Origin of the sequence: Nonomuraea rhodomycinica (assembly GCF_013363995.1) — a bacterium.
Classification (GTDB): Bacteria; Actinomycetota; Actinomycetes; order Streptosporangiales; family Streptosporangiaceae; genus Nonomuraea; species Nonomuraea rhodomycinica.
Map to the genome: position 1 here is coordinate 75,206 of NZ_JABWGO010000006.1, position 11,972 is coordinate 87,177.

13 protein-coding genes are annotated in these 11,972 nt (G+C 72.3%); 5 read left to right on the top strand and 8 right to left on the bottom strand.

What is annotated here, in order from left to right; all coding sequences use genetic code 11:
• Positions 1-38: 38 nt before the first annotated feature.
• Positions 39-668, bottom strand: coding sequence for a helix-turn-helix domain-containing protein (locus HT134_RS24340; RefSeq protein WP_175602773.1), 630 nt, complete (start codon positions 666-668; stop codon positions 39-41).
• A 146-nt stretch (positions 669-814) separates the two neighbouring features.
• On the opposite strand from HT134_RS24340, the gene HT134_RS24345 reads away from it, so the two are divergent.
• On the top strand, positions 815-1,309 hold the full coding sequence (locus HT134_RS24345) for a hypothetical protein (RefSeq protein ID WP_175602774.1): 495 nt from the start codon (positions 815-817) through the stop codon (positions 1,307-1,309).
• Here the strand turns inward: HT134_RS24345 and HT134_RS24350 are convergent.
• Positions 1,301-2,569, bottom strand: a complete 1,269-nt coding sequence (locus tag HT134_RS24350) for an MFS transporter (RefSeq protein ID WP_175602775.1) — start codon at positions 2,567-2,569, stop codon at positions 1,301-1,303. The two genes, HT134_RS24345 and HT134_RS24350, sit on opposite strands and share 9 nt — an antisense overlap.
• Before the next feature lie 204 nt (positions 2,570-2,773).
• Here HT134_RS24350 and HT134_RS24355 point away from each other — a divergent pair, with 204 nt between their 5' ends.
• Both HT134_RS24355 and HT134_RS24360 read left to right on the top strand, forming a co-directional pair.
• Positions 2,774-4,075, top strand: coding sequence for a hypothetical protein (locus HT134_RS24355; RefSeq protein ID WP_175602776.1), 1,302 nt, complete (start codon positions 2,774-2,776; stop codon positions 4,073-4,075).
• A 108-nt stretch (positions 4,076-4,183) separates the two neighbouring features.
• The gene (locus HT134_RS24360; protein WP_175602777.1) at positions 4,184-4,606 is read left to right on the top strand and encodes a hypothetical protein; all 423 of its coding nucleotides are present in this window, start codon (positions 4,184-4,186) and stop codon (positions 4,604-4,606) included.
• An 18-nt stretch (positions 4,607-4,624) separates the two neighbouring features.
• Here the strand turns inward: HT134_RS24360 and HT134_RS24365 are convergent, their stop codons facing one another.
• A complete protein-coding gene (locus HT134_RS24365; RefSeq protein WP_175602778.1) occupies positions 4,625-4,825 on the bottom strand; it encodes an EF-hand domain-containing protein in 201 nt (66 codons plus the stop codon).
• A 105-nt stretch (positions 4,826-4,930) separates the two neighbouring features.
• Between HT134_RS24365 and HT134_RS24370 the strand changes: the two genes are divergently transcribed.
• Entirely contained in the window at positions 4,931-6,619 is a 1,689-nt protein-coding gene (locus HT134_RS24370) for an alpha-amylase family protein (protein WP_175602779.1), read from the top strand.
• Positions 6,620-6,623: 4 nt separating this feature from the next.
• Here the strand turns inward: HT134_RS24370 and HT134_RS24375 are convergent, their stop codons facing one another.
• The 4 genes from HT134_RS24375 to HT134_RS24390 all read right to left on the bottom strand — a co-directional run bounded on the left by HT134_RS24375 (position 6,624) and on the right by HT134_RS24390 (position 10,558).
• Positions 6,624-7,364, bottom strand: coding sequence for a cytochrome d ubiquinol oxidase subunit II (locus tag HT134_RS24375; RefSeq protein WP_175602780.1), 741 nt, complete (start codon positions 7,362-7,364; stop codon positions 6,624-6,626).
• A gap of 21 nt (positions 7,365-7,385) precedes the next feature.
• Positions 7,386-8,642, bottom strand: a complete 1,257-nt coding sequence (locus HT134_RS24380; protein WP_175602781.1) for a cytochrome ubiquinol oxidase subunit I — start codon at positions 8,640-8,642, stop codon at positions 7,386-7,388.
• 123 nt (positions 8,643-8,765) lie between these two features.
• The gene (locus tag HT134_RS24385) at positions 8,766-9,434 is read right to left on the bottom strand and encodes a response regulator (protein WP_175602782.1); all 669 of its coding nucleotides are present in this window, start codon (positions 9,432-9,434) and stop codon (positions 8,766-8,768) included.
• On the bottom strand, positions 9,431-10,558 hold the full coding sequence (locus HT134_RS24390; RefSeq protein ID WP_175602783.1) for a sensor histidine kinase: 1,128 nt from the start codon (positions 10,556-10,558) through the stop codon (positions 9,431-9,433). Before HT134_RS24390 ends, HT134_RS24385 begins: the two co-directional genes overlap by 4 nt.
• 94 nt (positions 10,559-10,652) lie before the next feature.
• Between HT134_RS24390 and HT134_RS24395 the strand changes: the two genes are divergently transcribed.
• The gene (locus tag HT134_RS24395; protein WP_175594828.1) at positions 10,653-10,865 is read left to right on the top strand and encodes a hypothetical protein; all 213 of its coding nucleotides are present in this window, start codon (positions 10,653-10,655) and stop codon (positions 10,863-10,865) included.
• A gap of 9 nt (positions 10,866-10,874) precedes the next feature.
• Here HT134_RS24395 and HT134_RS24400 read toward each other — a convergent pair whose 3' ends face one another.
• On the bottom strand, positions 10,875-11,906 hold the full coding sequence (locus HT134_RS24400; RefSeq protein ID WP_312888387.1) for a fatty acid desaturase family protein: 1,032 nt from the start codon (positions 11,904-11,906) through the stop codon (positions 10,875-10,877).
• Positions 11,907-11,972: the final 66 nt, after the last annotated feature.

Genomic DNA, 11,972 nt, shown 5'->3' on the forward strand with positions numbered 1-11,972 from the left:
TCTATATGTAATTACCGTCGTCCATCCCCCTGGAGATGTCAACCCAGGGCGCCGGCCAGCTCGGCCGCCGCCTCGACCACGAGCGGGCCCGCCGACTCCTCCAGCGGCCCGAACGTCACCACCCCCACCGACGCCTCCAGCCAGGGCACCCCGGTCACCGGGGCGGCGATGCCGCGGGCCCCCTCCTGCAACTGCCCCTCCGTCACCAAGTAGTCCGAACGGCCCTGGCGCAGCGCGAGGATCGCCCGCCCCGCCGCGCCCTTGGTGAGCGGGTGCCGCGAGCCCTCCCGGTAGGCCACGTGCATGTGCGTCCACGACGGCTCCACCACGGCCACGGCCAGCCCGTCCTCGCCCTCGGCCACCGTCAGGTGCGCGGTCGCGCCCACCCGCTCGGCCAGCCGCCGCAGCGCGGGCAGCGCCGCCGCGCGCAGCAGCGGCTGCACCGCCTGCGCCAGCACCAGCACCCCGAACCCCAGGTGAACCCGCCCCTCGGCGTCGCGGCGCACGAAGCCCTCGCTCGACAGCGTGGTGAGCAGCCGGTAGACGACCGGGCGGCTGAGCTGCAGCTCGTGGCTCAGCTCGGTGGGGGTGCGCCCGCCCTTGCCGTCGGCGAGCAGCCTCAGCAGGCGGAGCCCGCGCTCCAGCGTCTGGGCGGATTCAGCGGCCATGCGTCGATTATCGCCGTCCGGACGCCGCCGTCACACGGCGCGCGCGGACGCCGGTAGGGCAGGCCGTACCCCCGGTTCGGGGGACGACGGGCCTGATCGGGACGGGTGATCGGCGCAGACTTCAGGAAAGCCCCGAGGAGGAACTCATGACCCGCATGCCCACTATCTCCCAGCGGTCCGCGCGCCGGACCGGCCCTGCGGACCAGGCACCGCCCGCCGTGCTCGCGGCGATGTCGCTGTGGCTCTTCGCCGTCGCGGCCGGCGCCTTCGAGGCCGTGCTGATCGTCACTCAGATGCTGTCGTCGGGTACGGCGTTCGGCGAGCTGCTGCCCCAGATCGCCTTCCGGCTGGGGGTGTTCGCGGCGGCCGTGCTCCTCGCCCTGCGGCTGCGGGAGGGGCGGAACTGGGCGCGGCTCACGCTGGCCGTCGGCCTCGGCGTCTTCGGGACGCTGTCGCTGGTGGTCGAGCCGGTGCGGTGGCTGCTGGACGGCGGCTCGATCGGGGACGCGGTAGCCGCCGCGGGCCCGATGGATCTCCTCTTCGCGGGCAGCCGGATCCTGCACCTGCTGGCCGTGCTCGGGGCCGTGACGCTCATGTTCCAGCCCCGGGCCAACGCCTTCTTCCGCGGCCGGTCAGCCTGAGACGCCCTCCGCGGCCTGGGCCTGGTCGCGGTCCTGGGCCGGGGCGCGCAGGTTGCGCACCCCCGGCGACAGCAGCGCCGCCAGGGTCGAGAGCACGACGAGCGCGGCGCAGCCCAGCAGCGCCTCACGGGTGCCGACCAGCGCCGCCACCGGCCCGGCCAGCATCAGCCCGAGCGGGCCGAACATCAGCGACCCCAGCGCGTCGTACGAGCTGACCCGCGACAGCGCCTCGGCCGGGACCTCGCGCTGCATGGTGGTCTGCCACAGCACCCCGAAGACGTCGAAGCACACGCCCAGCGCGAACGAGGCGGCCACGATCGCCCACACCGGGGCGCCCAGCCCGAGCAGCAGGTACGGCGCCGCGGTGGGCAGGCACAGCAGCGTGCCGACCAGGATCGGCCGCGACGGCCGCAGCCGCAGCGACACGAGCACCCCGGCGATCGTGCCGACCGCCTCGCCCGTCAGGAACGCCGACCACACCAGCGGCCCGCCCAGGCTCTCCTTGGCCAGCAGCGGCCCCAGCACACCGTGACCGGCCTGGAGCGCCATCACCAGGACCGAGAACTGCGCGACCACCACCCAGATCCACTGCCGAGAGCTGAACTCCCGCCAGCCGTCACGCAGGTCGGCCAGCACCGAGTGGCGCGGGCCGGCGGGCCGCTCGGAGGGAGCCAGCCGCAGGGCCGCGATCAGCCCGCCCGCCACCGCGAACATCAGCCCGCTCACCGCCAGCGCCCAGCCGCCGCCGAACAGCACCACCGTGCCGCCGCCGAAGACGGCCCCGGCCACCCGGGAGACGTTGGCGCCCAGCCCGAGCAGGGCGTTGCCGGTCTGCAGCCGGTCGGCCGGCACCACCTCCGGGATGATGCCGGTCAGCGCGGGGAACAGCACCGCCATCGACACGCCGCTGAGCGCGGCGGCGGCGGCCAGCGCGGGCAGCGGGGTCCAGCCGGTGAGCATCATCGCGCCCAGGGCGAAGAACGCCAGCGCGTTGGCGGCCTCGCCGGCCGTCATCACCAGGTGCCGGGGGAACCGGTCCGCGATCACCCCGCCGACCAGCATGAACAGCACCATCGGCAGCGACTCGGCGGTGAGCACCACCGACAGCGTGGTCGCGTCGGCCCCGGGCAGGTCGAGGACGCCGAAGGCGAGGGCCACGGGGGCGAACGCGCTGCCGAGCACCGAGATGGTCCGCGCGGCCAGCAGCAACGTGAACCGCCGGTCGCGCAGCAGACCGAGATCCTGGAAGTGTCCGCGCAACGTGATGCCCCCTTTTGACAAACGGGCCCATTCTGCCGGTTTCCCAGGGGGCTGTCGCCTGGTTATCGGGGGCTGGGAATAGGTCAGAAAAGTCACGACATCGGTCAGAAAAGCGGTCAAGACTGCCTGATCTCATTGAACGTTATTGATCATCCGGATATCGTGCTGAATGCCCGACGATCACCCCTCACGTAAGGCGCCTGGATGCGACGTCGACGACTGCGGCAGCTCTTCGTCCTGGGACTCGCCCTCTCCCTGCTCGGCATCGGCGTCCCCGCGTGGTCGGAGGACGACCCCCGTAGCTGCAACGACCTGATGTCCGGCGACACCCCCGCGTACGTGGTGTGCCGGTGGATGGCCACGCCGGACGAGGCGCTGGACATCGCCCGGTGGTGGCTGGCCAACGACGGCGAGCGGATGGAGTCGGCCGGCCCGGTGGACGGCATCGGCGTCAACTGCGCCGAGCCCGGCAACGTCTGCCCGCCGCTCGAGAACGACGGGGTGGGCGACGGCCAGGCCCACGACGGCGGCGAACCGGACGTCGAGGGCGCCGAGGACGGCGGGACGCCCGAGTGCAAGGCCGGCGAGGAGTGCTTCGTCTCGCCGGAGGGCCTGTCCGCCGAGCAGATCTCCACGGCCATGGAGAGCACCACCGGCCAGGCCGTCAAGACCGCCGTCGCGGCGGGCCTTCGGGTGTGGGTGGACGCCGAGCTGGCCGACGACTGGAAGGCCGGCAAGCTCGACGAGGCCGCCCAGCGCGTCGCCGCGCTGGCCGCGCAGCCGGGCGTCGTGGGCATCCGCTTCACCCGGCAGCTCGGGACCGGGCAGACGTTCCAGACCGCCGAAGAGATGGACACGTTCGTCAACGAGGCGACCGCGCGGCTGCGCAAGCTCGCCCCCGGCCGGAAGCTGGCCGCGCGCACGGCGGTGCCGCTGTTCGGCTGCGGCGCCGACGACGCCTGCAAGACCGCGATGACCGAGAAGTACCCGCTGCTCGCCCCGGAGCGGATCGGCGCCTGGCTCGCCAAGGGCAGGATCGACCAGCTCGCCCTGGACGGCGCCCACCTCGGCACCGAGTACGCCACCTGGAAGATCGACGCCGCCACGGCGCAGCGCAACCAGTGGGTGCAGGTCCGGGCCCGGGCGTGGGACGCGTACGCGCAGATCGCCAGCGAGGACGCCACGCTGACCGCGACCGGCGCGCCCCAGCTCACCGGCGAGCAGGTCACCAAGGCCGTCACCGAGCACGTGGCGAGCCCGATCCAGGACGACGCCGCCGAGACCGTCACCCTGCCGAGCCGCTCCGAGAACGAGCAGGGCCAGGTCAGCCGCCTGTACGGCGAGAAGTGGGCGGCCAACGCCACCTGGGACCAGCTCAAGAAGCTCACCGAGGTCCGCCCCCGCCTGGCCACGCTCTACGACCCGGCCAAGCCCGAGGTGGACGCCGCGACCGACCTGAAGGCCCTGGCCGAGGTCTTCGGCCAGGTGTACGTCCAGGGAGACTGACAGCGGCTCGTGCGGGCCCGGCGATTCCCTCGCGGGAATTGCCGGGCGGGCGGGGCTCCTCGCACAGTGGAGCCCGCGAGAGACCCTCACCGCACGAAGGAAGACACCATGTCGTACCCCGACCCGCAGGACATCGCCGCCCGGTACATCGCGCTGTGGAACGAGCCGGACCCGGCCCTGCGCCGCAAGGCCATCGAGGACGTGTTCGCCGAGAACGCCGCGCACGTCCTGCATCCGCCCCAGGAGATCCGCGAGATCGCCGCGGGGCTCGGCTTCCCCGCCTCCACGCTGGAGGCCCACGGCCACGACGCCATCGAGGTGCGCGTGGCCAGCTCCTACGACAGGTTCGTCGGATCCGGGAGGTACGTCTTCCGGCCCGCGCCCGGCGCCATCCGGCTCAACGAGGTCGTCAAGCTGACCTGGGAGACGGTGGCGGCCGAGAGCGGCGAGCGCGTGGGCGGCGGCGTCGAGGTGCTCGTCCTGGACGGGGACGGCCGGGTGGCCGCCGACTACATGTTCCCCGGACTCTGATCGTTCCGCCCGGGGCGCTCAGTCCCTGAGGAACGCGCCGAACTCCTCCAGGTCGATCAGCCCGTCGCCGTCCTGGTCGAGCCGGGCCACGCCGGCCTGGGCCCGCTCCAGGCTGATCGGCTGCCCCAGGACCTCCATCAGCCGGACCAGCTCCTCGGCCGAGATGCGGCCGTCCTTGTCGACGTCGATCAGGTCGAAGGTGATCGCGTGGTCGCTCATTCGTGCCCTCCTGGGGGATCCGTGTGGGTCAGACCTTAGTGGCGTTGCCTGCTTCCCCGGGAGGCGCCGGGCATTCCGGGCGATCGTCTGGGTAGCAGGCGGCGCATGCGACTGACGTACACCTCGGATCTGTGGTGGAAGAACGCCGTCATCTACTGCCTCGACGTCGAGACCTACAAGGACGGCAACGGCGACGGGATCGGCGACTTCCGCGGGCTGACGCAGCAGATCGACTACCTGGCGGGCCTGGGGGTGACGTGCCTGTGGCTCATGCCGTTCTACCCCACCCCCAACAAGGACGACGGCTACGACATCACCGACTTCTACGCCATCGACCCCCGGCTCGGCACGCTCGGCGACTTCGTGGAGTTCATGCGGACCGCCCACGACCGGGGGCTGCGGGTCATCGCGGACCTGGTCGTCAACCACACCTCCGACCAGCACCCGTGGTTCAAGGAGGCGCGCAAGAGCAAGGACTCGCCGCGCCGCGACTGGTACGTCTGGTCCGACAAGCCCGAGCCGGACGACCCGAGCATGGTGGTCTTCCCCGACAAGGAGAACAGCATCTGGCAGTACGACAAGGGGTCGGGCCAGTACTACCTGCACAGCTTCTACAAGCACCAGCCCGACCTCAACGTGGCCAACCCGGAGGTCCGTGACGAGATCGCCCGGATCCTCGGCTTCTGGATGGAGCTCGGGCTGTCGGGCTTCCGGGTCGACGCCGTGCCGTTCCTCATCGAGAACGTCGAGCCGAAGCTGGCCGACCCGCACGAGTTCCTGGCCGACCTGCGGGCCTTCATGACGCGGCGCAAGGGCGACTCGATCCTGCTCGGCGAGGTCAACGTGCCCTACCGGCAGTTGCTGGACTACTTCGGCGACGGGCTCGGCGACCAGGTCACCATGTGCTTCGACTTCATCGGCATGCAGAGCGCCTGGCTGTCGCTGGCCAGGGGAGAGGCCGAGCCGCTGGCCGCGGCGCTCAAGGCGCGGCCCAGGCCGCCCAAGGACTGCCAGTGGGCGACGTTCCTCCGCAACCACGACGAGCTGACCCTGGACAAGCTCACCGACGAGGAGCGTCAGGAGATCTTCCGGGCATTCGGCCCGGAGAAGAACATGCAGATCTTCGGCCGGGGGCTGCGCCGCCGGCTGCCCACCATGCTCGGCGGCGACCTGCGGCGGATCAAGATGGCCTACAGCCTGCTCTTCTCGCTGCCTGGCACGCCGGTGCTGTTCTACGGAGAGGAGATCGGCATGGGGGAGAACCTCGACGCCGAGGGCCGGATGGCGGTGCGCACCCCCATGCAGTGGTCGAGCGAGGGCGGATTCACCATGGCGGAGCCCGTGCGCAGGATGCCGGACGGTCCCTTCGGGCCGGACCGGGTCAACGTGGCGGACCAGAAGCGCGACACCGACTCCCTGCTGCGCTGGATCCAGCTCCTCATCGAGCGCTACCGCGAGTGCCCGGAGCTGGCCTGGGGCAGGCACACCGTGCTCGACTCGGGCAGCCCGCACGTGCTGGCGCACCGCTGCGACGCCGACGGCGCGTCCGTGATCGCCCTGCACAACCTGGGCAGGACGGCCGAGGACGTGGAGCTGAAGCTGGAAGGTCTGGAGAACTACCGGCTCACCGACCTGCTCGTGGACGGCACCAGCGATGTCTCGGAGCAGGGCGTCGTGCGGCTGCCGCTCGGCCCGCACGGGTGCCGGTGGCTGCGCGCCGCGCCGGCCGAGGTGCCGCCGGAGGACGCCTCGGTGAAGGCGGACGACTCCTTCACCCATCCGCGTCGCAGGTGAGCACTCACAGGTAGGACGGGCCGGTCACCCGGTGCCGGAAGATCCACCAGACCCACGCCTGCGCGGCGACCAGCAGCGGGGTCACCACGAGGATCACCGGTGTGAGCAGCGCCGCCGTGGGACCGGCCGTCAGCGGCAGCCGCAGCCCGGCCAGCACCCCGATCGCCACGAGCGCGGCGGCGGTCAGCGCGTACGTGCGCGCCTCGCCGGAGCCACCGGACAGCACGGCGGCCCGCCGCCGCAGCTCGCCGCGCAGCCGCAGCGTGGCGAAGGCCAGCCCGTGCGCGCCGAACACCACCGCCACCAGCAGGGCGGGCACCAGTGCGACCGGCCCGTGCAGGCCGAGCAGCACGTCGCTGAGCAGCACCCCCAGGCTCAGCGCCAGTCCCCAGCTCCCGGCGACGACCGCGCCGTCCCAGAAGCCGCGCCAGCGGATGCCGGGCAGCCGTCCCCGCAGCCACAGCCCCATGTCGCGCACCACCCAGGACAGCAGCAGCGGCACCACCACCGCGACGTTGCCGCTCAGCAGCTCGGCCTCCAGCTCGGGGAAGAGCCCCGCCAGGACGCCCGCCGTGGCCACCAGCCACACCTCGTTGCCGAGGAAGAACGGCGCGATCGCGGCGATCACCTCGCGCCGCTCGTCCGCGCCGCGGCCGAGGTACGGCAGCGCCATGCCGACGCCGATGTCGGCGCCGCCCAGGACGAGGTAGCCGAGCGCGAAGAAGGCCAGAACGAAGATCTCCATGACGGGACTCCTCAGGGGTCCTCAGAGGGACAGGGCGGGCTCGGTGGAAGGGGCGTCGATCGGCCGGTCGCCCAGCGTCACCGCGTCCGGGCCGCGCCGGGCGGCCCTGGCCAGCAGCGCGTAGGTGGTCACGATCAGCGCGGCGAACACGGTCACGAACGCGGCCAGCGAGACCCGCATCTGCGTCGGCGTCAGCGGCGACATCGCCTCCGCCGTGGTCAGCAGGCCGTACACCGCCCAGGGCTGGCGGCCCATCTCGCGGAACACCCAGCCGCCCAGCATGGCCACGAACGGCACCGGGATCATCAGGGTCAGCAGCCAGTGCCACACCCGCAGGCCGCGCACGGCGGGCCGGATGAGCATGAGGACGGCGCTCAGCCCGGAGAAGAAGAACATCACCGCGAACGCGATCAGCATCGTCATGGCGCCGGCCTGCACCCACCCGGCCGGCGGCAGGTAGTCGCCGGGCCCGTGGGCGGCGGCCAGCTCGGCCTGCGCGGCGGCGGCACGCGCGGCGTCGCCGCTCCACACGGCGGCCTTGGCCGGCTGGAGCGTCTCGAAGCCGAGCCCGCCGAACGTGGCGGTGAACAGCGTCGCGGGCAGCGCGACGCCGATCCCGATCCGCAGCGACTTGCGGAACAGGTCCTGCTCGGCGGTGCGCCTGCGCAGGTGGTACGCGCTGACCCCGGCCATGAAGAAGCCGCCCGTGACCATGGCGCCGCCGAGCACGTGGAAGAACGCGACCTGGGCGGTGGGGTTGGCGACCATCGCGCCGAAGTCGGTCAGCCGCAGCACGCCGTCCGCGAGCTCGTAGCCCACCGGGCGCTGCAGGAAGCCGTTGGAGACGAGGATCCAGAACGCCGAGGCGTACGCCGTGAGCGTCACCACCCAGATCGCCGCCAGGTGGGCCCACCGGTTCAGCTTGTTCCAGCCGAAGATCCACAGGCCCAGGAACGTGGACTCCAGGAAGAAGGCCACCAGCGTCTCGATCGCCAGCGAGGCGCCGAAGGTGTTGCCCGCGAACTCCGTCAGCCCGCTCCACGTCAGCCCGAGCTGGAACTCCATCACGAGGCCGGTGGCGATGCCCATCGCGTAGTTGATGACGTAGAGCTGCCCCCAGAACCTGGTCATCCGCTGGTGGACCGGGTTGCGGGTGAGCGTCGCCCAGGTCTGCACGACGGCCACCAGCGTCGCCAGCCCGAGGGTCAGCGCGACGAACAGGAAGTGCGCCCCGGCGGTGAGGGCGAACTGCAGGCGGGCGAGGTCCACGGTTTCCATGGCTCACGATCCTGCGGCGACGGTTCCGCGCGCGGCGTCATGCCCGCGCGGGCACCTGGCGTACTCCGCAGGGTGACAGGGGGCGCCGAAGGTACCACCCGGGATGTACGCGCCCCCGGGGGGTCAGGGCGTGAGCCAGCCCGGGGTGATCACGCCGGCCTCGTAGGCCATCACCACGAGCTGGGCCCGGTCGCGCGCGCCCAGCTTGGTCATGATGCGGCTGACGTGGGTCTTGGCCGTGGCGGGGCTGAGCACGAGCCGGGCCGCGATCTCGTCGTTGGACAGGCCGGCCGCCACCAGCGTCATGACCTCGCGCTCGCGCTCGGTCAGGGCGTTGAGCCGCGGCCCCGGCTCGGGCCGCCGCACCCGGCCGGCGAACTCGGCGATCAGCCGGCGGGTGATGGCGGGGGCGATCAGCGCGTCGCCGCGGGCCACGACGCGTACGGCGTGGATCAGCTCGGCCGGTTCGGTGTCCTTGACCAGGAAGCCGCTCGCGCCCGACCGCAGGGCCCCGTACACGTAGTCGTCGAGGTCGAACGTGGTCAGGATGATCACCCTGACGCCGGTCAGGCGGGGGTCGGCGGCGATGCGGCGGGTCGCCTCCAGGCCGTCGAGGCGGGGCATGCGGATGTCCATGAGCACCACGTCCGGGCGGTGCCTCCCGGCCTGCTCCACCGCCTCGGCGCCGTCGGGGGCCTCGGCGACCACGTCGATGTCGTCCTCGTCGCTCAGGATGGAGCGGAACCCGGCGCGCACGAGGGTCTGGTCGTCGGCGAGCAGTACGCGGATCATCGGGCTCCGTTCGTGAGGGGCAGGTGGGCGACGACGCGGTAGCCGCCCTCGGGGCGGGGGCCGGCCTCCAGGGTGCCGCCCAGGGCGGTGGCACGCTCCCGCATGCCCTGCACGCCGAAGCCGCTGCCCTCGGTGTACGTCGCTCCGGGCCCATCATCCTCCACCCGGATCACGAGATGTCCGGACTTGTTGGTGATGGTGAGCGTGGCTTCGGCCGTCCCGGAGTGCCGGGAGACGTTCGTCAGCGCCTCCCGGACGATGCGCGTCGCCGCCAGGTCGATCTCCGTGGGCACGTCGTCGAGCGGCCCCGACAGCTCGGTGCGCACCGACAGCCCCGTGGCGGCCACCAGGGCGTCCACGCGGGCCAGGCTGTCGGCCGGCCCGGTCGGGGCCGCCTCGTCCACCTGCCGCAGCACGCCGAGCGTGGTCCGCAGCTCGCGCAGCGTCTCCTTGCTCGTCTCCTTGATCGTGCGCAGGGCCGTCTCGGCCTCCTCGGGCCGCTTCTTCAGGCCGTGCAGCGCCGCCGCGGCCTGCACATTGATCATGGAGATGTTGTGGCCGAGCACGTCGTGCAGCTCGCGGGCGATGCGCAGCCGCTCCTCGCCGGCCCGCCGCCTGGCCTCCTCCTCCCTGCCGTGCTCGGCCTCCCGCGCGCGCCGCTCGGCCTCCTGGAGGTAGGCGCGGCGGTTGCGGGTGACGCCGCCGAACGCGATGCAGGCCACCACCCAGCCCATGATGGACAGGAACATGCTGTCGTCGATGTGCCGGACGTCCCCGCTCTCGCCGTAGCCGACGGCCAGCAGCGCGGCGGCGCCCACCGTGCCGGCCGCGACCAGGTGGCCCCGGTCGGCGGCGGTGTAGAGCACGACGAACAGCAGGACCAGCAGGGGCCCGTCGAGCCGGGCGAACGGGTAGTAGGCGACGACGGCGGCGGTCACGACGACCAGCGCCGCCACCGGGTGGCGCAGCCGCGCGAGCGTGGCGGCCCCGGCGACCAGGGGGAGGATCAGGTCCAGCGCGTTCAGCCGCGGGTGGGGCCCGACCAGCGCCGTGACCAGCGTGGCGCCGAGCACGACGGCGACCACGCCGACCGAGACGGCGGTGCCGGTCCGGGAATCACGCATGGCCCCCATTGTCCACGGGGGCCGGCGGTGCCCGGCAACCGGCGAGAGTGGGCCGGTGACGTGCGGGCGGCCTCCGGCTGGGTAGATCAGGAGGATGAGCACTGAGGATGAGCTGCGGCAGGTCGAGGAGGATCTGGTGCGGCTGCGCACGGAGAACAAGGAAGTCCGCCAGCAGATCGGCGAGCTCGGGGCGACCGACCCGATCGAGATCGGCTCCATGATCGCCATGGCGGACGACCAGGAGCAGCTGATCGCCGACCTGGAGCGGCGGCGCGACGAGCTGCGCCGCCGCCTCGGCCAGAACTGACCGCCGGGCTCACGACCTCGCGGGCGCCGCGCGCAGGGGGGCGCCGACGTCGTGCAGGTGCCGCAGCGCCTGGCCGTACGACTCCAGCACGCCCGTCTCCAGGTAGGGCACGCCGATGGACGCGCAGTAGTCGCGCACGATCGGCTGGGCGCGGCGCAGGTTGGGCGCCGGCATGTTCGGGAACAGGTGGTGCTCGATCTGGTAGTTGAGCTGGCCGAACAGCACGTCGCGGAGCGGGCCGCCCCTGACGTTGCGCGAGGTCAGCACCTGCTTGCGCAGGAAGTCGAGCCTGTCGGCCTTGGTGAACATCGGCATGCCCTTGTGGTTCGGCGCGAACGTCGAGCCCAGGTAGAGGCCGAACAGCCCCTGGTGGACGAGCAGGAAGGCCACGGCCCTGACCGGCGACAGCGTCGCGAACACCACGCCGAAATAGACCGCGAAGTGCGCCGTCAGCAGGGCCAGCTCGATCCAGCGCCGCTTGAGCTCCGGGTTGCCGAGCGCCCGGAAGCTGGCCACGTGCAGGTGCCACGCCTCCAGCGTGAGCAGCGGGAAGAACAGGAACGCCTGCCGGCGGGCCACGAACCGCGGCAACCCCCGGCTCCGCCCGACCTGGTCGGACGACCAGACGATGACCGCCGGCGACACGTCGGGGTCGTGGTCGTCGTGGTTGGGGTTGGCGTGGTGACGGTTGTGCTTGGCGTTCCACCAGCCCCAGCCGAGGCCGATGCACAGGTCACCGATCACGAGCCCGACGAGGTCGCCCGGCCGGCGGGTGCGGAACACCTGGCGGTGCCCGAGGTCGTGGGCGAGGAAGCCGAACTGCGCGAACACCACGGCGAGCACCGCGGCGACGAGGAGCTGCAGCCACGAGTCGCCGGCCCACCAGAACAGGGCCCACGCCCCGGCGTAGGCGGCCGCGGCCAGGCAGAACCGTACGGCGTAGTAGACCGGACGCCGGTCGAGCAGGCCGGCCTCCGCGATCCTCCTGGACAGGCGCGCGAAGTCGCTGCCCCGCGTGTCGAGCGTGAGTGGGTCGGCCACTGGTCTCCTCACAAAGCCGGGGAAAGATGACCCCCACATTCGCGTATTACGGCCCCGTACGGAAGC

What these genes read in the sequence shown, in the direction of transcription:
- HT134_RS24365 (WP_175602778.1), bottom strand. Translation starts at nt 4,825, where the DNA reads ATGAGCGACCACGCGATCACCTTCGACCTGATCGACGTCGACAAGGAC.
- HT134_RS24370 (WP_175602779.1), top strand. Translation starts at nt 4,931, where the DNA reads ATGCGACTGACGTACACCTCGGATCTGTGGTGGAAGAACGCCGTCATC.
- HT134_RS24380 (WP_175602781.1), bottom strand. Translation starts at nt 8,642, where the DNA reads ATGGAAACCGTGGACCTCGCCCGCCTGCAGTTCGCCCTCACCGCCGGG.
- HT134_RS24375 (WP_175602780.1), bottom strand. Translation starts at nt 7,364, where the DNA reads ATGGAGATCTTCGTTCTGGCCTTCTTCGCGCTCGGCTACCTCGTCCTG.
- HT134_RS24360 (WP_175602777.1), top strand. Translation starts at nt 4,184, where the DNA reads ATGTCGTACCCCGACCCGCAGGACATCGCCGCCCGGTACATCGCGCTG.
- HT134_RS24395 (WP_175594828.1), top strand. Translation starts at nt 10,653, where the DNA reads ATGAGCACTGAGGATGAGCTGCGGCAGGTCGAGGAGGATCTGGTGCGG.
- HT134_RS24355 (WP_175602776.1), top strand. Translation starts at nt 2,774, where the DNA reads ATGCGACGTCGACGACTGCGGCAGCTCTTCGTCCTGGGACTCGCCCTC.
- HT134_RS24385 (WP_175602782.1), bottom strand. Translation starts at nt 9,434, where the DNA reads ATGATCCGCGTACTGCTCGCCGACGACCAGACCCTCGTGCGCGCCGGG.
- HT134_RS24340 (WP_175602773.1), bottom strand. Translation starts at nt 668, where the DNA reads ATGGCCGCTGAATCCGCCCAGACGCTGGAGCGCGGGCTCCGCCTGCTG.
- HT134_RS24390 (WP_175602783.1), bottom strand. Translation starts at nt 10,558, where the DNA reads ATGCGTGATTCCCGGACCGGCACCGCCGTCTCGGTCGGCGTGGTCGCC.
- HT134_RS24345 (WP_175602774.1), top strand. Translation starts at nt 815, where the DNA reads ATGACCCGCATGCCCACTATCTCCCAGCGGTCCGCGCGCCGGACCGGC.